At 62.5% G+C, this 16,934-nt stretch carries 17 protein-coding genes; 12 read left to right on the forward strand and 5 right to left on the reverse strand.

Features of this window, described 5'->3' with window-relative positions; translation table 11 throughout:
* The first annotated feature begins 456 nt into the window (after positions 1-456).
* The 3 genes from DWB23_RS22510 (at position 457) to DWB23_RS22520 (ending at position 3,326) form a co-directional block, all read left to right on the forward strand.
* Complete coding sequence (locus tag DWB23_RS22510) at positions 457-1,710, forward strand: FAD-dependent oxidoreductase (RefSeq protein WP_121745015.1); 1,254 nt, start codon at positions 457-459, stop codon at positions 1,708-1,710.
* Positions 1,711-1,810: 100 nt separating this feature from the next.
* On the forward strand, positions 1,811-1,957 hold the full coding sequence (locus tag DWB23_RS22515) for a rubrerythrin-like domain-containing protein (protein ID WP_121745016.1): 147 nt from the start codon (positions 1,811-1,813) through the stop codon (positions 1,955-1,957).
* Between the two features lie 226 nt (positions 1,958-2,183).
* On the forward strand, positions 2,184-3,326 hold the full coding sequence (locus DWB23_RS22520; protein ID WP_121745017.1) for an SPFH domain-containing protein: 1,143 nt from the start codon (positions 2,184-2,186) through the stop codon (positions 3,324-3,326).
* Positions 3,327-3,450: 124 nt separating this feature from the next.
* On the opposite strand, the gene DWB23_RS22525 is transcribed toward DWB23_RS22520, so the two are convergent.
* Positions 3,451-3,816, reverse strand: a complete 366-nt coding sequence (locus DWB23_RS22525; RefSeq protein WP_121745018.1) for a winged helix-turn-helix domain-containing protein — start codon at positions 3,814-3,816, stop codon at positions 3,451-3,453.
* Positions 3,817-3,953: 137 nt separating this feature from the next.
* Here DWB23_RS22525 and DWB23_RS22530 point away from each other — a divergent pair, with 137 nt between their 5' ends.
* Positions 3,954-4,643: a cob(I)yrinic acid a,c-diamide adenosyltransferase gene (locus DWB23_RS22530; RefSeq protein WP_121745019.1), complete on the forward strand. Its 690-nt coding sequence runs from the start codon at positions 3,954-3,956 to the stop codon at positions 4,641-4,643.
* Between the two features lie 112 nt (positions 4,644-4,755).
* Here DWB23_RS22530 and trxA read toward each other — a convergent pair whose 3' ends face one another.
* Positions 4,756-5,118 (reverse strand): thioredoxin, encoded by a 363-nt coding sequence (gene trxA, locus DWB23_RS22535; protein WP_121745020.1) that lies wholly within the window; start codon positions 5,116-5,118, stop codon positions 4,756-4,758.
* Between the two features lie 288 nt (positions 5,119-5,406).
* Positions 5,407-5,811: a helix-turn-helix domain-containing protein gene (locus DWB23_RS22540; protein ID WP_121745021.1), complete on the reverse strand. Its 405-nt coding sequence runs from the start codon at positions 5,809-5,811 to the stop codon at positions 5,407-5,409.
* A gap of 198 nt (positions 5,812-6,009) precedes the next feature.
* On the opposite strand from DWB23_RS22540, the gene DWB23_RS22545 reads away from it, so the two are divergent.
* The 3 genes from DWB23_RS22545 (at position 6,010) to DWB23_RS22555 (ending at position 10,049) form a co-directional block, all read left to right on the forward strand.
* Entirely contained in the window at positions 6,010-6,771 is a 762-nt protein-coding gene (locus DWB23_RS22545; protein ID WP_121745022.1) for an ABC transporter ATP-binding protein, read from the forward strand.
* On the forward strand, positions 6,768-8,240 hold the full coding sequence (locus DWB23_RS22550; RefSeq protein WP_238717558.1) for a hypothetical protein: 1,473 nt from the start codon (positions 6,768-6,770) through the stop codon (positions 8,238-8,240). The genes DWB23_RS22545 and DWB23_RS22550 overlap by 4 nt, the downstream gene beginning before the upstream one ends.
* A 141-nt stretch (positions 8,241-8,381) precedes the next feature.
* Positions 8,382-10,049, forward strand: a complete 1,668-nt coding sequence (locus DWB23_RS22555; protein WP_121745023.1) for a cobyric acid synthase — start codon at positions 8,382-8,384, stop codon at positions 10,047-10,049.
* Positions 10,050-10,071: 22 nt separating this feature from the next.
* Here DWB23_RS22555 and DWB23_RS22560 read toward each other — a convergent pair whose 3' ends face one another.
* Entirely contained in the window at positions 10,072-10,461 is a 390-nt protein-coding gene (locus DWB23_RS22560) for a CopG family transcriptional regulator (protein ID WP_121745024.1), read from the reverse strand.
* Positions 10,462-10,644: 183 nt separating this feature from the next.
* Here DWB23_RS22560 and DWB23_RS22565 point away from each other — a divergent pair, with 183 nt between their 5' ends.
* From DWB23_RS22565 to DWB23_RS22585, 5 genes are all read left to right on the forward strand, one after another.
* Positions 10,645-11,478 carry a hypothetical protein gene (locus DWB23_RS22565; RefSeq protein ID WP_238717559.1) on the forward strand — a complete coding sequence of 278 codons (834 nt, stop codon included), beginning with the start codon at positions 10,645-10,647 and terminating at the stop codon, positions 11,476-11,478.
* A gap of 220 nt (positions 11,479-11,698) precedes the next feature.
* Positions 11,699-11,950 carry an MTH865 family protein gene (locus DWB23_RS22570; protein ID WP_121745025.1) on the forward strand — a complete coding sequence of 84 codons (252 nt, stop codon included), beginning with the start codon at positions 11,699-11,701 and terminating at the stop codon, positions 11,948-11,950.
* A 458-nt stretch (positions 11,951-12,408) separates the two neighbouring features.
* A complete protein-coding gene (locus DWB23_RS22575) occupies positions 12,409-14,592 on the forward strand; it encodes a bacterio-opsin activator domain-containing protein (RefSeq protein ID WP_121745026.1) in 2,184 nt (727 codons plus the stop codon).
* Between the two features lie 529 nt (positions 14,593-15,121).
* A complete protein-coding gene (locus DWB23_RS22580) occupies positions 15,122-15,385 on the forward strand; it encodes a hypothetical protein (RefSeq protein ID WP_121745052.1) in 264 nt (87 codons plus the stop codon).
* 196 nt (positions 15,386-15,581) lie between these two features.
* Complete coding sequence (locus DWB23_RS22585; RefSeq protein ID WP_121745027.1) at positions 15,582-16,355, forward strand: zinc metalloprotease; 774 nt, start codon at positions 15,582-15,584, stop codon at positions 16,353-16,355.
* A 47-nt stretch (positions 16,356-16,402) separates the two neighbouring features.
* Here DWB23_RS22585 and DWB23_RS22590 read toward each other — a convergent pair whose 3' ends face one another.
* Positions 16,403-16,756: a winged helix-turn-helix domain-containing protein gene (locus tag DWB23_RS22590; RefSeq protein ID WP_121745028.1), complete on the reverse strand. Its 354-nt coding sequence runs from the start codon at positions 16,754-16,756 to the stop codon at positions 16,403-16,405.
* Between the last annotated feature and the right edge of the window lie 178 nt (positions 16,757-16,934).

Below are 16,934 nucleotides of genomic sequence, written 5' to 3' on the forward strand. Positions count from 1 at the left end.
AATCGCGAAACGGAAAACGATCACGAAAACAGCCCGGCAAGGCCAGGTATTGGCCGTTTAACCCTATATTCAATATATTTTAGAGCGTTTGAACACTTATCTCCACCATGCATGGTTATTGACTGCTCGATAAGCTTTATTATTGGACAGAGAGTACTCGTGCATGAGGTGGTAATGATATTCGAACCGACCCTGATGAACCCATCCGTAAGGTAACCATTGTGTCCTGTGACACCATATCCCTGTGTGGATCCGCAACGACGACACAATGAATACGTCAACCTCAGATTCTATATCCGATCTTCGGCTTTCGCTCTTCTTCGAATAAGTCGCCTCCGAAATTACTCGAGGACCCGTGCGTTCCGACCGCCGTTTGCGGCCCGGGTTCGACAGCGCAGCGTCCATCGCCGAATCGCACAGTGAAAGGTACGTCCGTTCGTGGTCCGTTATCCGAGTATGGATCGTCGAACTGATGTCCTCGTTATCGGCGGCGGCGCGACCGGGACGGGAATCGCGAGGGACCTCGCACTACGGGGCGTGGACGTAACGCTGGTCGAACGCGACGGACTCTCGTCCGGCGCATCCGGCCGCTCACACGGCCTGCTCCACAGCGGTGCCCGCTACGCCGAGAGCGATGCGGAGGGCGCGCTCGAGTGCCTCGAGGAGAATCGAATCCTCCGCGATATCGCCGGCGAGTGCGTCCGGGAGACCCGCGGCCTGTTCGTCCAGTTGAGCGCGGACGATCCGGCGTACTTCGCGGAGAAACGCGCGGCCTGCGAGGAGATAGGGATTCCGGTCGAGGTACTCGACGGCGACGCGGCTCGGGCTGCGGTTCCCGGTCTCGCGGACGCCGTCGAGCGAGCCATGTGGGTTCCCGACGGCGTCGTGCTTCCGTCGCGGCTGGTCGCAGCGAACGCAGCGGACGCTCGCGACCACGGCGCTCGAATCCGTCCGCACGCGCCGGTCACGTCGATGACGCTCGAGAACGGCCGGATCACGGACGTCGCGCTCGGCGGCGACGCTGACGAAACGATCGCGCCCTCGTACGTCGTGAACGCGGCCGGCGCTCACGCCGGCCAGGTCGCCGCGATAGCGGGCGTCACCGTCGAAATGCGGCCGACTCGAGGCGTCATGATTTCGGTCGAGTACGGCGATCTCGAGCCGGTACTCAACCGGTGTCGCGACCCCGCCGACGGCGACATTATCGTGCCACACGACGACGAGGTCGTCCTCGGTACCACGAGCGTTCCGGTCGACGATCCCGACGAGTACGAGCGAAGCGACTGGGAGATCGAGCGGACGGCGGCCGAGTGTGCGACGGTGTTGCCGTCGGTCGAAGACGCCGAGCAGGTCCGAACGTGGTGGGGCGTTCGACCGCTGTACGCGCCCGAGGAAGCGGATCGCGGCGGTCGCGGGATCTCTCGCGGGTTCCACCTGCTCGATCACGCGGACCCCTCGTCGGCGCACGACTCCGACGGCGTCGAGAACGTCGTCAGTATCGTCGGTGGCAAACTGACGACCTACCGAGCGATGGCCGAGGCGACGGCCGATCTCGTTTGCGACCGGCTCGGCGTAAACGCCGAGTCAGTCACCGCTGAGACCGAATTACCGAACGCAGCAGATCCGGCGAGACTCGACGCGTTGGTCCGCGAGTTCGACGGACAGGGTCCGACGGATGTGGATCTCGTCAGTCGTAACGGATCGACCTAAGAGCGGTTGGGAGATCCCTCCCAGCCCTCACTACGCGATCAGCGTGAACGTCCGATAGTCCGTACAGAGCGGTTATTCCGTATGCAGACGTAGGGGTTCCATGGAAGAAACGCGAACCGAGCGAAAGATGTCGCCACACCTGTACGAATGTATGGTCTGCGGTCACCGAGAAAAAGGGATCCACCCGATGGTCTGCCCGGACTGCGCGGGCGAGATGCAGAACCTCGACAACCCTCGAGAACAGTAATCGAGGGGGCGACGGTTCGCTCCGCGAGTTCGCGGCCAAATCGCGGTCGCTCCGAGAAGGTGTGCAGCGAGTTCGCGTACCCGGGACGACCGTCGATCTCGCCGCCGAGGACCGCGACCGATGCCGTTGGCGGGAAGCGCCCGACACGGACGCGGCTCTCGTCGGCCGAGGGTGAACATGAGTACCAATGCCAAGCGTTATTCCGTCAGCCCCCTTTGATTGGGCAATGAACGTGTTGGCACTCGGACCGCTGCAAGTCGGCGACCCGCTACTGACCGCCGGGGTGGTCGTCCTCGTCCTCGTCGCCATCACCGTCTGGCAGATGGTCGAGATCGTCGACGCCTACAACAGGGGTGCACTGACCATCTTCGGCGAGTACCGCAAACTGCTCGAGCCGGGGCTCAACATCGTCCCGCCGTTCGTCTCGCGGGTCTACACCTTCGACATGCGGACGCAGACCCTGGACGTTCCCCGACAGGAAGCGATCACGCGGGACAACTCGCCGGTGACGGCCGACGCCGTCGTCTACATCAGGGTGATGGACGCCAAGCGAGCGTTCCTCGAGGTCGAAAACTACCAGCGGGCGGTCTCGAACCTCGCCCAGACGACGCTGCGTGCCGTCATCGGTGACATGGAACTCGACGACACGCTGAGCCGGCGCGAGATGATCAACGAGCGCATTCGAACCGAACTCGACGAACCCACCGACGAGTGGGGGATCCGCGTCGAGAGCGTCGAGGTTCGCGAGGTGACGCCGTCGAAGGGCGTCACGGGAGCGATGGAACAACAGACCTCCGCCGAACGAAAACGCCGCGCCATGATCCTCGAGGCGCAGGGGGAACGCCGGAGCGCCGTCGAGCGGGCGGAAGGCAACAAGCAAAGCGAGATCATCCGCGCACAGGGTGAAAAGCAGAGCCAGATCCTGGAGGCGCAAGGTGACTCGATCTCGACGGTCCTGCGCGCAAAATCCGCCGAGTCGATGGGCGAACGGGCGGTCATCGACAAGGGGATGGAGACCCTCGCCGAGATCGGCCGGAGCGACTCGACGACGTTCGTCCTCCCACAAGAGCTCACCTCGATGGTCGGTCGCTACGGCAAGCACCTCTCGGGCAGCGATGTCAGCGTCGACGGCCAGCAACTCGACAGTCTCGAGTTCGACGAGGAGACGCGCGAACTGATCGGTCTCGACGACATCGCCGAGATCATCGGCGAGATCGAGCAGACGGAGATGGACGTCGAGGCGATGGAACAGGAAGCCCAGGCGATCAAAGAGGGCCAGGACATCGGCATGCAGACGGAGTCGTCGACGACGACGACAAACGTCACGCCGAACTCCGACTCCGGCGACCAGTCTGGCTCGGAGCAGTAAGCCACCTAACCGCGGATTTTCGACCGTTCGAAACGGTAACTGCCTCTCGTTGTTGGCGAGTGTGTGAATCGATCGGCTCGAGACCAGTTTCAACTCGGACCGCGCGAGCGGTCACGAGAGCGGCTCAGAACTCCCGTGTCGCGTTCGACCAGATACCGAGAGATTGGTTCGTCGAGCGGTCGATATCGACGCGGAACTCGCGGTCGTCGTCGAGGCTGATCGCGATCCGGTCGAAATCCGCAACGTAACGCGATTTGTGGTGACTGCCCTGGCGAACGCCGACGGTTTCGTTAGCGAGTTCGGCCTCGGTTAGCAGGTCGAGTTTTCGGTAGGTCGTCGAGAGCGGGAGGTCCGCCTCATCTGCGATCTCTGGAACGGTCTTTGGCTCCTCGAGAATCGAGATGATCCCCCGGCAGTCAGCATCGTCCAGCACGGTAATAACGCGCTCGAGGTCGGCCCTGTCGCCGGACGATGAGAACTCGAGTGGCATATGGATGGGACCACGTTAGGAGCGAAGCGTAAAGACATGTTTGGTCGGCGCTACCGTCTCGAAGAGACGGCTCCGTCGCCGGACGATGAGAGCGGAGTGTGCCTAACTACATGTAGGGCCGGGCCGAGGCTTCCCGTATGAGCGACGATCAGCCGTCGGAATCGACGATCGAAAACACGCCAGGACAGGGACGAACGCCCGAAGCCGAACGGATCGAGCCGTCCGCTCCCGAGGAGTTCGGTCTCGTACAGGTCTGGTGGGGCGACGGCAAAGGAAAGACGACGGCGACGCTCGGCATGGGCGTTCGCGCCGCGGGCCACGGCTACCGCGTGCACGTGCTCCAGTTCATGAAAGGCGGAGCCTCGAGCGTCGATGCGGTCCGCGGCGAGTACAACGCGATGGCGGTCCTTCCGGGGATCAGCTACGAGAATCTCGGCCACTACGGCTGGCACGGCATGGCGGACGGGAGCGACGAAGCGGATCACGAAACGGAAGCGCGGGCCGGTCTCGAGCGCGCCCAGGAGTTACTCGCAGCGGCGGCGGAAACCGACCTCGGCGAGCCGATCAACCTCGACGCCCCGCCGGAAGAGGGGATGCATATGCTGATTCTCGACGAAGTGCTCTACGCCGCCGATCGCGGTCTACTCGACGAGGACGACGTCCGCGACCTGATCGATTCGAAACCGGACGATCTCGAACTCGTGCTCTCGGGAAGTCACACCGAGCCAGCCTATCTCGAGGATCGGGCCGACCTGATCACGAACGTCCGGAAGGTGGCCCATCCGATCGACGACGGCCAGCGGGCGCGACAGGGGACGGAGTTCTGAGCGACGAGAAACGCGAGATCGACCCGTGCGGCGTAGACCGCAGCCGAGAGGCAGCGACACCGGAACCGACGACCGACACCGGAGACCGATTCACTCGGGCCGCGGCGCTCGTTCACTCGCTCGTATAGCTCTCGATCAGATCGCGAAGTCGGTCCGCCGGCAGCGCGCCGGTGTGCTGTTCGACCTGCTCGCCGTCCGCAAAGAGCAGGAGCGTCGGAACGCCGCGAACGCCGTAGGCACCCGCGAGTTGCTGGTGTTGCTCGACGTCTACTTTCGCAATCACGGCGTCCGTTTCGCTCGCCAACCCGTCGAGAACCGGCTCGAGCATCTGGCAGGGGCCACACCAGTCGGCGTAGAAATCCACGAGCACGACGTCGTGGTCGGAGACGACGGCCTCGAGGTGATCGGTGCCGTCGATACGGACCGGTTCGTCGAGCGACTGTTCCGATGATCCGCGATGTGTATCGGTTGCCATCACGTGTCCGTAGGATCCGAGCGCGGTTAAATATGTTGTATGAATTGCGCAATACTGATGGGGTCGCGGCTACGGTTTCGACGGATTCGAGAACGGTTGCTATCGGTCAGTGCGTCGTATCGCACTCAAAGCAGCCGGTTACTGAAAAGCGGCTCGGGAGAGAGGTAATCGAAGAACTGCTAGACGTCGTACTCCGGATAGGTTTACGTTCGATATTGTGTGCGGGATTCAATAGTGTCGAATCGCGTTCGATCGGCCTCGAGCGCCCCTCCGAATCGGTGTTCGTCGCTAGCCCTCAGCCGCCGGCGCACCGTCGTCGGCGCGCTCGTACTTGTCCTCGAACTCGTGGATGAGCTGTCCCATCTTCGCGTACCAGTCGTTCAACAGTCGCTGCATGTCGTTTGCGACCTGGGTCGAATCGGTCGGGTAGTAGACGTGATAGTAGCCGCCCTGATCGTAGTTGATCTGCTCCTTTTGAATGAATCCACTCTGGAGTAGGCGCTGGATCGATCGGTAGGCCGTCGACCGTTCGCGATCCACCCGCTCGGCGACCCCGTCGATAGTCAGGGGTTCGTCGCTTTCGACCAGTGCTCGAAAGCACTCCTTGTCGAGTTGCTTGAGGCCGTGGATACACTCCAACAGCCCTTCGCACTCCATATCCTGCTGGAGTTGTTCCGCCATCGAATTAGCCATCGTACCACCTCGAGAGACGGGACGAACTGATAAAAGGATTTGTGAATATTGTACAATCTCGATGATCGGCCGAGAGTTCCCTCACGCGACGGTACGTCCGCTCACAAGGATGGTGTCGTCGGCGCTCGTATCGCCGTACCGAGGTCGCGTCCCCGCCAGCACAATTAATATCAAGTAATTTGAACACTCCGACAACCAATGGGTGCAATTCAGGTGGACGGGTTGGGAAAGACGTACGGCGACATCGACGCGGTCGACGGGATGGATTTCAGCGTCGAGCGGGGAGAACTCTACGGGTTTCTCGGTCCGAACGGGGCCGGCAAGACGACCACGATTCGCGTCCTAACCGGCCAGATCCGACCGGACGCGGGGACGGCTCGCGTCCTCGAAACCGATCCGACGACGGAGCCGATCGAAACCCGACGATGGGTCGGCGTTCTGCCGGAGCAGGGCTCGCCGCCGAGCTTTCTGACCCCGCGGGAGTACTTCGAGTTCGTCGGGAGCGTCCGGGACCTCGAGCCGGACCGAGTAGCCGATCGAACGGAGCTCTGGGCGGACCGACTGGGGTTCGAGAGCAAACTCGATACGCTCCACACTGACCTCTCGCGGGGCCAACAGCAGAAAGTGATGATCACGCAGGCGTTCCTCCACGAACCCGACGTGGTCTTCATCGACGAACCGCTGGCGAATCTCGACCCGCTGGTCCAAGAACAGGTCAAGCAGTTTCTCGTGTCGTACGCGGCCGGCGACAACGCCGTCTTCGTCTCGACGCACAACATCGACGTCGCCGAGGAGATCTGTACGCGGGTCGGAATCGTCGCCGACGGACGGATCGTAACCGAACGGTCGCTCGAGGGCGACGGAACCGACGGATCGCTTCTCGAGGTGTTTCTCGATCGCGTCAACGACGCTGACGTTCGCGACGCGCCGTCGCTCGAACAGGTCGAGCCGGGACGATGACCGGGACTACGGGAGTCGAGACGGGAAGCGACGGCCGCTCAGCATCGATAACGCGGTGGTTGTTTACGACCCTCCTTCGCGAAGAGTGGCGGCTCCACACCCAGCTATTCGGCGGCTGGCGGTTCGCACTGTTCCCGCTCGTGATCGCCCTCCTCACGGTGAGCGCGACCATCGCCCTCCTCGAAACGGGAACCGCGGCGAGAACGATCGTCGGCGGGTTGCACGTCCTCGCGCTCGGCTTCGGCCTCTACAGCGGAACGGCCGGTTTTGCGGGCTCCGACATGCTCGAGAACGTGTTCGGCCGGCTTTCGCTCGTCCTCTCGACGTCGACGACGCTGCCGCTGTCCCGGCGACGGTTACTGGGGGTGTTTTTGCTGAAGGACGCGCTGTTCTACGCGGTCGCGTTCGTCCTGCCGATGGCGGTCAGTAACGCGGCTCTCGGCGGGCTTTCGGCGACAGCGCCGCTCGCCGTGGGGGCGCTCTGGCTCTCGCTCTCGCTCGCGTTCGTGTTTGGAATGACCCTGACCGTCGCGGTGATCGCGCTTCGGACCCGCGGCGTCCCGACGTGGGCGATCGCCGCGACGGTCGGTCTGGCTATCGGCGGGCTGTGGGCGACGGGCCGTAGCCGCGAACTTCGGGCGCTCTTCGTGCCGATCGATGGGTCACTGAGAGCGGCAGTCGGGTTGACCGCCGGGACCGTCCTCGTCGGCGCGGCCTCGCTCGCCCTGTACGATCCGAGCTACGGACGGCCCTCGCGGACCGCGAGCGATCGATTCGCGAGACTCAGCGGCGCGCTACCGTTGCGCGCCACCACCAACGCGCTCGTTTCGAAAACGCTGCTCGATCTGGCGCGATCTTCGGGCAGCGTCTGGAAGCCGTTCGTCTCGGCCGGTATCCTGCTCGCCCTCGTGGCCGCCCTCGTCGACGTGGTCGGTACGATCACCGGTATCGCCCCCGCCCCGGGAATCTTCTTCGGCGGCGTCCTGGGCCTGACGGCGTTTACGACCTACAACTGGCTCACGCAGTTCGACTCGCTCGAGGCCTACCTCGCGTATCCGGTCTCCATCGAGGACGTCTTCCGAGCGAAACGAATCGCGTTCGTCCTCGTCGGCGCGCCGACCGTGGCGGTGCCGTACCTGGCGGCGATCTACTGGTTCGAGGCGACGCTCGCGGACGCGGCGGTCGGAGCGATCCTGCTCGCGGGGTACGGGCTGTACTACTACGGCCTCACCGTCTATATTGCCGGCTTCGATCCCAACGAATTCCTCTTCGACGCCGTCCGGTTTTCGCTGTTCACCGTCGGCGTCGGGGTCGCTCTCGTGCCGACGCTGGTCGCCGGCTTCGTCGTCGTCCCGCCGTCCGGTAGCGTCGCGCTCGCCGTTGCGGGGGTCGGATTCGGCGCGGTCGGGGTGGTCCTCTCGAGCCGTGCGGGGCCGCGCTGGGAGGAGCGCTATCAGGCGGGCGACTGAGACGAGCAACGAGAAGCGAAACAGACGTTGTGGGTGAAGCGTGACCGAAGCGCACGGCGCGGGCGAGAGAACGACCGTCGCGTTCGGCGAGAACGAACCGATAGGACGATACTGCGAGCCGCGTGACTAGCCACCACGCGGATGACACGGACGCTCCTCGTCGCAGGGACTGCAAGCCACGTCGGCAAGTCGACGGTCGCCGCCGGACTCTGTCGGCTGCTCGCCGATCGAGGCGTTTCGGTCGCCCCGTTCAAGGCACAGAACATGAGTAACAACGCTCGAGTCGTCGTGCGACCCGAGGCCATCGGAGACGGTTCCGAAGGCCGCCACGGTGACGACGCACCGATCACTGATCGGTGGGGAGAGATCGGCGTCTCCCAGTTCGTCCAGGCGCGTGCGGCCCGGACGACGCCGACGACGGACTGCAACCCGGTGCTCCTCAAGCCCCGCGGCGACGGGGAGAGCCAACTCGTCCTCCAGGGACGAGCCCGCGAGCACGTCCCGGCGAGCGACTACTACGAGGCGTACTGGGAGGACGCTCGAGCGGCCGCCGAAGAATCTTACCGGCGACTCGCAGCCGATCACGACGTCGTCATCGCGGAAGGCGCGGGAAGCATCGCCGAGATCAACCTCCACGAGCGCGACCTCGCGAACGTCGAGACGCCCCGATTCGCCGACGCCGAGATCCTCCTGCTGGTCGATATCGAACGCGGCGGAGCCTTCGCCAGCCTGTACGGCACCATCGAGTTGCTTCCCGACTCGTTGCGCGATCGCCTCGTCGGGGCGGTCATCACCAAGTTTCGGGGCGACCCGACGCTGCTCGAGCCGGGCATCGAGGAGATCGAAGCCGAGACCGGCGTCCCGATCGTGGGCGTGCTCCCCTACGACGACCCCGGATTGCCCGAAGAAGACAGCGTCGGCCTCCCGGCAACGGGCGAGGGCGGCGTCCTCGGGGACGACGACGGTATTCCCGAGGCTCGACGGATCCGGATCGCCGTGCCCCGGCTGCCGCGGATTTCGAACGCGACGGATCTCGAGGCGCTCGCGGCCGAGCCGGGCGTCTCGGTCGCGTTCGTGCCGATCGAGACGGGTGCACTCGAGACCGAAACCGCGTCCGCTACCGACCCGCTCGAGGAGGCCGATGCAGACGCGGTCGTCCTTCCGGGAACGAAGAACACGGTCGACGACCTGCGAGCGCTCCACGAGGCCGGCTTCGGGGACGCGCTCGCCGGGTTCGGCGGTCCGGTCGTCGGCGTCTGTGGCGGCTACCAGCTGCTGGGCGAGCGGATCACGAACGCCTCGCTCGAGGGAACCGGCGACGACGACGTTCTCGAGGGGTTGGGATTGTTACCGGTCGAGACGCGATTCGAGGGGACCAAACGGCTCGAGCGGACGACGGTCCCCGTCGACGGCGACGCGACGCCGCTGCTCGCGGGTGCCGAGGGACCCGCCGCAGGGTACGAGATCCACGCCGGTCGAACGCGGGCGCTCGAGGACGTCGACCGGCCGCTCGGCGACTCGAGCGCCGCCCGCGGACGGGTTCTTGGGACGTATCTCCACGGGCTGTTCGATAACGACTCGGTTCGAACGGCGTTTCTCGCACACGTCGCTGCAAAAGCGGGAGTCGATCGAACGGCGGGCGACGAACCCGGTGCTACCGATACGGAGTCCGCGACAGGGCGACAAAACGCAACCGGTCGGACGCCGTCCGACCGGGCGGCGACGCTGGTTCGCAAGCACGTCGATCTCGAGGCGCTGGGCGAGCCCTTCGGGACGGGACTCACGTGCGGTAAGGAAGACGGTCAGTAGCGACGGTCTGGATCGAGACGACCTAGACGGATTTGTTGCGGTACGTTCCGAGCAGTTCCTCGAGAATGATGCACTCCTGATCGGCCGAATCGTAGTGCGTGTCGATGAAGCGTTCCGCGGCCTCGTACTCTCCGCGCAGACCGTGCTTGCGGATGGTTATGACGGCATCGAGGAAGAAGGTCCCCCCGTCAGCACCGACCACCGACGCGTGATCTCGCTCGTTGATATCGAGTTCGGACTTGATCTCGTCGAAGTTGAACGTCTTCACCTCGTGGTCGGTGTTGATCAGCGTGAGCACGTACTCCGCGGAGAAGCGATAGAACTCGGATTTGCTCTCGAACATACCGTCGTCGACGAGTTCATCGATCGCGCCGACGACCTCGTCCGGATATCTGACGGTATCTTTCGCCATGTCGTCACTGTGCACGCTACTGACTCATTATTGTTTCGAATAAATGTTATATCTCATATATTTTCGGGCCCCTCGAGGACCTGAATCCGTATCGATTTCGACGATCAGCGGACACTCGAGTCTCGTATCGAGCCTCGAAACGGAACGAACGTTAAAGCAACCGGGACCGGTTTGCTCACACGAGTGAGCCCAATCGACGCGTCCCCCGGATTCCTCGTCAGTTCCCTCCCCTGGTGGCTAGCAGCGCCGGTGATCCAGCTCGTGGTGCTCGTGTTCGGGATGGCGCTCGACGAGACGTACGTCAACCGGGTGACCATCCTGACCGGGGCGCTCGCCGTACAGATTCACGCGTTCGTCGCCGGTGACGTCGGGATGCTCGTCGGTCTGTACGGCGACCTCGGTCTCGTTATCGGAACGTACGGGCTGTACGCCTACGTCATCGACGGCTACGTCGGAGACTGGTTTCGACTCCTCGCCTACTTCGTGTACTCGCCGCTGTCGGTCGCTCTCGTCATCCTGGCCGCCGGCCCCACGCTGTTCGGCGTCGAACCGCTGGTCGTCCCCGCACTCGTTCTCGCCGGGTACGGCAACCATCAGTTCCGCGAGTACCTCCGCCCCGACGTTCCCTACTACTTCGGTCCCGAATCGCGGGCGTCGTTCGAGGCGGTCGTCGAAACCGAGGCCACCGTGGGGACGTCAACCGAGACGCCGACGGCCGATTCCGGCGAATCGACCGCCGTGTCAGCCGCGACGAGGGCCGACACTGAATCGGCTACGGCAGCACCAGCCGAGGGGGACGCGACAGCCAACGATAGCGGTGAACCAACAGCCAACGACGGCGGTGAACCGACAGCGGCGACGGGTCACGACGCAGGCGCCGCGTCCTTCGACGACGCAACGGCTACCGACAGCAACTCCGACGACGGCTCCGGCTTCGATCATCCCGGTGTCGAACCGGCTACCGCTGCCGACTCGAGCGAGCGGGGGATTCTTCCGGAGTTCATGCGACGGCTCTAGAAACCCGATCCGAACGGACGGGAGGAACCCGGTCTAAACAGGCGGCCGCGGATCGGTCGGTTTCCAGACAGAACCGTTTCCGCGGACGAAGAGTGTGAATTATTGTCTCACACGATCGGCTAGTACCTGTAACAGGCTATTCGGGGGTGAAAACGCAACGAGTCGGCCCGTAGCAACTACCTACAAATTTATTATTTATCGTGTCTAACCGAAGAGCGCAATGGCAGATGAATCCGAAATCCGTCAGCAGATGATCGACGCGTTCGGAGAAGCCGACTACCCGATTTCGAGTCCGATGGACCTCGTTCCGGCGCTCCCCAACGGACCCGGTACGAAGTTCGAATCCGGCGACTTCTCCATGACCGCAATGGAACTGAACACGAAAACGTCCGGTGGCGACTTCCCCTACGACGATCCCGAAACCTTCGTCGACGACATCATCGAAGACCTCAAAGAGCAGGGTGAACTCTAGACCGGAACACCGTGGTGCAGCCGGGTGGGGTGGAGGCGTCCACGCAGTTCCCGCACCGATTCATCCGAACTCGACACACCGGTAGTCAGTGGGCTGAAATCGATTACCGTCCGGTTCGTGCCGTACCGATCGAAACGGGCCTCACACTGATCGCACAGTCGTTGCGCGATCGAGACGGAGCATCCGTCAGTGGCGACTGAAGAGTGTCGTTCGATCATCCGGGCGCAAGACGACTATCGAAGCAACACATTGTACACTGTGTAAACCGTCTCCACTGTTCAGATTCGACCATCGGCAAGCCGTACAGCCGCCGAACACAGTGTCGCAAACTGATTTTATGACACTAGTTTTCGAAACAACTCAATCTACCAGTAACCTTTTATTCTGACCCCGTGTTTGCTCAGAAAGGCATCCCCGTCAGCGTTGCGATCGGCAACAGCAACGGTCCCTGATATTGTATGTCATATGATAATCGATCCGAATCGATCGTTCACGTTACGACCTCTCCGTCGAGTTCGCTCCGGACGCGTCTCCAAAAGAAGACAGAGATCGACGTTCTGTCGGTGTCGCCAGAGGCAGATCTCGAGACCGTTCTCGAGACCGAACGCCCCCCAGACGCCGAATCCGAATCGAGTGACGGCCCGGGGACGCCGTCTCGTTCGACGGAAATTTCTCCGGAGACGCCGGCGGAATCGTCCTCCGAACTACCCGAAAGCGAGTTCCAACGACCGATCGCCGTCGTTCTCGAACTCGAGTGCCCGGAGCAAACGAGTGCCGTCCTCGAGCGCATTCGGACGACCGCACCGACCGTTCCAACGATCGTCGTACCCTCGTCGGGAAGCGAAGCGCTCGCAGCCGCCGCGCTACGTGCGAACGCGGACGACTACGTTCTCACTGACGGGGACACTGAGCCCGTCGAACGGATCGTCGACACGGTACGCTCGCTGCGAGAGTCGGACGGCGATTCAGTAGGAGCGTCAGCGACGGTAACAAAGTCGGCGGAACCGATGCCGACATCCGAAACAGCAGAGACACGACTGGCGGCCGAAACGGCTGATGGCAAGTATCATCGAATTCTCGCGAACGAACTCCCTGACGAAGCGTTCGTTATCGGTGCTGACGGAACCTACTTCGAGGCGAAAGTCCGTTCCGACGTTGCGGATCTCTACTCGATGTCGGCCGACGAACTGATGGGGAAACGACTCGAGCGCGTGTTTCCGGACGGCGTTGCCGCGGAGCTACAGGGATGCGTCGATCGAACGATCCAAACGGGCGAGATTCAGTCCATCGAGTACAGCGTGGAAACCTTCGATGGGCGACGACGATACGAGGCACGGGTCGTCCCGATCGACGAACGAATCGAGGGCCAGCGCGCCGTCGTCTGGCTCGCGCGGGACATCACCGAACGGGCAAAGCGAGAACGCGAGTTGCGTTCGCGACAGGATCAACTCGAGACGCTCAACAGAATTAGCATGGTCGTCGGTCAGGTAATCGACACGCTGGTCGAGGCACCTTCCCGAAACGCCATCGAACGCGAGGTCTGTGAACAGCTCGTCGACTCGGAGCTGTACTGCGGGGCCTGGATCGCCGAACGTACTGGTGAGGGAACGCTCTCGTATCGAACCGGTGCGGGCAGTACAGAGACGTACCTCGAGTGCGTTCGAGAACGCGAATTCGACGACGAGTGGGCGGTACAACGAGCCGTTCGGACGGGAAAAACCCAGACGGAAACGGGAATCCCCGAGAACGAGGCGGTTCCCGAGCCGCTCCGGGAAAGCGCGCGCCAAGATGGTATCAGTTCCGCAGTCTCCGTTCCGATCAGTCACAACGAATCGATATACGGCGTGTTGGTGGTCCTGTCGAGTCGCGAAGAGGCGTTCAGTACGGGCGAACGTGCGGGCTTCAGTCTGCTCGGCGAAACGATCGGCTTTACCATCATGGCCGTAAAGAACCGCCAGTTACTGTTCTCCGACACCGTCATCGAACTCGAGTTTCGAATCGACGGTGGCGAGACCTTCTCGTTCGATCTCTCCGAGGAGTACGGGTGTACCTGTTCGCTCGAGTGGGCCGGCACCACCTCGGGCGGGCGTACCTTCCAGTACGTCACGGTCGACGGCCTCGCCGGCGAAACCGTCCTCGAAGCAGCGAACGCCCACGAATCGATCGAGGAGTGTCGGCTCATTCACGACGGGGAAAACAGTTGCACGGTCGAGATGCGACTCTCGAAGTCGGGCGTCCGAACGCTCGCGAACCACGGAGCGACGATCAGAGACGTCGCCGTCGAAAACGGCGTCGGGACCTGCCTGATCGAGGTTTCACAGGATGCAGACGTCCGAGAGATCGCGGATGCGCTGACGGTCGTCTACGAGAACACCGAACTCGTCGCTCGCCGAGAGGTCGATCGAGCGGTCCAAACCGCGGCCGAACGACGCAATCGAATGCTCGATCAGCTCACCGATCGACAGCTCACGACGCTGCGACTCGCCTACTACGGGGGATTCTTTGACTGGCCGCGTGAAAGCACCGGCGAGGAGATCGCCGAGGCGATGGGCGTCTCACCGCCGACGATGCACCAGCACCTACGGAAGGGACTCAAGTCGATTCTGGGGGAGTTCTTCGAAGCCGGCGGCGGGACACCGTAGGTCGTGCTCAGCGGAGACTGGACGGAGACGTCACAGAAACGTCTTCGAAATGCGAGGGAACGGTAGGTGGTGGCAGTTTGAATGGGTTCCGCTCGCATCGACCGCCTTCGGTTCCACGAAGGCAGTCGAGCGCTATGGATTCGAGATTGATAACACTAGTCAAACGGTCCAACGTATCACGCCGAGTTGTGTCAATGCGAACGCCGCCAACCAGCGGCGCAAGCCCAAAGATTGGGGAGAGTACAAAGCGCCACCGATAGCGACAGGATGCAAGTCGCGAGCGAGGATCTGTTCACCGGAAATGCGGTGTGTCAAAATCGACCCCCCGAGTCGATATCGGCCCGTCGCGAGCGCTCGCGAGGGGGAGCGATCCGAACGTATCACGAACGGCGATACTCACGGCGATATAAAAGTACGCGTTGTGAACCCAAGCATCGATAGCGAACCCTCGACGGTGTGCGAACGGGATGAAAACGACGAGCATCCGGGCAACCGATATCGTCTGTCGATCGACAGCGGGCACGCAGCCGTGATACCGAACGCACCCGTCGACGGGATCTACAGGGGATCGAACGGCCGCTACTACACCGACCGTCAGGTTACGAACTACCTGCGTGCCGAACGGTGGAACCCGTGCATCCGACAGCGCAATCCCGAGCGACGACTGGTGGCAACGAGCGACGACGATTTGCTACTGTTGCTGCCGACCGACGACATTCCCGCCTGGGCGGAGATTCGGGTCGACAACCGCGGTGCTCGCATCGTCGATACGCGGCGTCCGCTGCCCGAATAGTCGACACCGGACTCCCGACTCCCGCCGTTTTCGACCACCTGCCGAGACCGTCGATGATCCGCGTTTTGGAATGCAGCGGGACGCTACTGGTCGGCTGACCCACTCCGAGCGCTCCAGTCAGTATCCCTCCGGACACGTATAATGAGTGTACATGTGAACCGTCACGGACTGGCCGTCGAACTCGAGAGCCACTGTCGTGAAGCGGCGCGTATTCCTCGGAATGGTCGGCTCGCTCGCCTCGGTCGGGACGCTGGCCTATGCGACTCGAGATCCCGTCACCACGCTCGAGGTTCGGGTCTGGCTCTCGAACGGAGCCGTGACGTACGATGGCGTCATGGACCGCATACTCGAGTATCTCGAGGAGATTCTCGCTCTCGAACACTGGTCGCTCGAGCTGTCAGCCGGGGGAACGGTCGAGGTCTCAACCGAAGACGGGGCGCGGGTTACCACCAGCGGAGAGTGGCCGATGGCCATCGCCTCGGGAGCGATCGGGAGCCGTGATATCACGCCCGCGGCGGACGTCAACGTGCTCGTGACGGACGGACAGATGGAGCGGGCGCCGACCGGATACGGACTTCCGCATATCGCCTCGGTCGGCGGGGCTCGACATCTCTCCTCGCTCGACTCCTTCGACGCCCTTCTCGCGACGCCGGAGGCCGACGTCGACCGGTGGATCGTCCCGAACGAGCGTGGACCGCGGACGATGCAGATACTCGTCCACGAGATCGGCCACGCGCTCGGATTGCACCACGATCACGGTGTCTCGTTTCGCGACGGTGATGCGATTGTCGCGACGCCGATGCTGAGCAGTTATGCCTGGACGGCCGACTACGGTGGTGACCGCTCACGGTGTGGTGGGAGTTACCCGGATCCAGCCGACCACACTCGGAAACTCAGTCTGGCCTTCTCGTCGTGTGCACACCGCGACCTCGAAGCGTACAGCGGTGGAATGACCCCGCAGAACAGATAGACGTCCGAGTGGTACCAGTAGCAGCGGCCGAACCGATTTCGGAGCCGTTACTCGTCGTCGTTCCCCTCGTTTTCTCCGCGAACGAAACTCGCCTGCGTGTCACCGTCCTGTTCGGAACGATCCGCACTCGGTCCTTCGATGAGCGACTCGAAGTCGTCGACATCGTCGTACTGGTCCTGGTAGACGAGCGCTGCTTTTCCCGTGGCTGTAATCTCGTATAGCCCGGACCGGTCTGCCGGACCGATCTTCCGAACGAGCCCGTAATCCTCCAGCACCGGAAGCCGAGTGTTGATGTTCTTGCGGCTCTTGCCCGTGTGTGCAGCGAGATTCGTTGCGACGTTTCGACCCTTGTCCTCGAGCGCCTCGAGGATCAGGAAATCAGTAGGTTGGCGAAGCTTCACTATCGTTCACTCTCATGTGACACTATATTTCCAGTGGTAACTAATACTTTCGACTTAGTAGGTCATGTTTTGTATGGTGATGATTATTGAAAATAGTAAATAATGGTGGAAATTTGAATGAACAACACAACTGAGCCGTCGATAATCGGTTCGTTGTGAAGTCGAATCGATAACGAGA

The organism is Natronorubrum halophilum (assembly GCF_003670115.1).
Lineage (GTDB): Archaea > Halobacteriota > Halobacteria > Halobacteriales > Natrialbaceae > Natronorubrum > Natronorubrum halophilum.

Bases quoted from the DNA above. Each gene is read 5' to 3' on its own strand.
- DWB23_RS22510 (WP_121745015.1), top strand. From the start codon at position 457: ATGGATCGTCGAACTGATGTCCTCGTTATCGGCGGCGGCGCGACCGGG.
- DWB23_RS22515 (WP_121745016.1), top strand. From the start codon at position 1,811: ATGGAAGAAACGCGAACCGAGCGAAAGATGTCGCCACACCTGTACGAA.
- DWB23_RS22520 (WP_121745017.1), top strand. From the start codon at position 2,184: ATGAACGTGTTGGCACTCGGACCGCTGCAAGTCGGCGACCCGCTACTG.
- DWB23_RS22525 (WP_121745018.1), bottom strand. From the start codon at position 3,816: ATGCCACTCGAGTTCTCATCGTCCGGCGACAGGGCCGACCTCGAGCGC.
- DWB23_RS22530 (WP_121745019.1), top strand. From the start codon at position 3,954: ATGAGCGACGATCAGCCGTCGGAATCGACGATCGAAAACACGCCAGGA.
- trxA (WP_121745020.1), bottom strand. From the start codon at position 5,118: ATGGCAACCGATACACATCGCGGATCATCGGAACAGTCGCTCGACGAA.
- DWB23_RS22540 (WP_121745021.1), bottom strand. From the start codon at position 5,811: ATGGCTAATTCGATGGCGGAACAACTCCAGCAGGATATGGAGTGCGAA.
- DWB23_RS22545 (WP_121745022.1), top strand. From the start codon at position 6,010: ATGGGTGCAATTCAGGTGGACGGGTTGGGAAAGACGTACGGCGACATC.
- DWB23_RS22550 (WP_238717558.1), top strand. From the start codon at position 6,768: ATGACCGGGACTACGGGAGTCGAGACGGGAAGCGACGGCCGCTCAGCA.
- DWB23_RS22555 (WP_121745023.1), top strand. From the start codon at position 8,382: ATGACACGGACGCTCCTCGTCGCAGGGACTGCAAGCCACGTCGGCAAG.
- DWB23_RS22560 (WP_121745024.1), bottom strand. From the start codon at position 10,461: ATGGCGAAAGATACCGTCAGATATCCGGACGAGGTCGTCGGCGCGATC.
- DWB23_RS22570 (WP_121745025.1), top strand. From the start codon at position 11,699: ATGGCAGATGAATCCGAAATCCGTCAGCAGATGATCGACGCGTTCGGA.
- DWB23_RS22575 (WP_121745026.1), top strand. From the start codon at position 12,409: ATGTCATATGATAATCGATCCGAATCGATCGTTCACGTTACGACCTCT.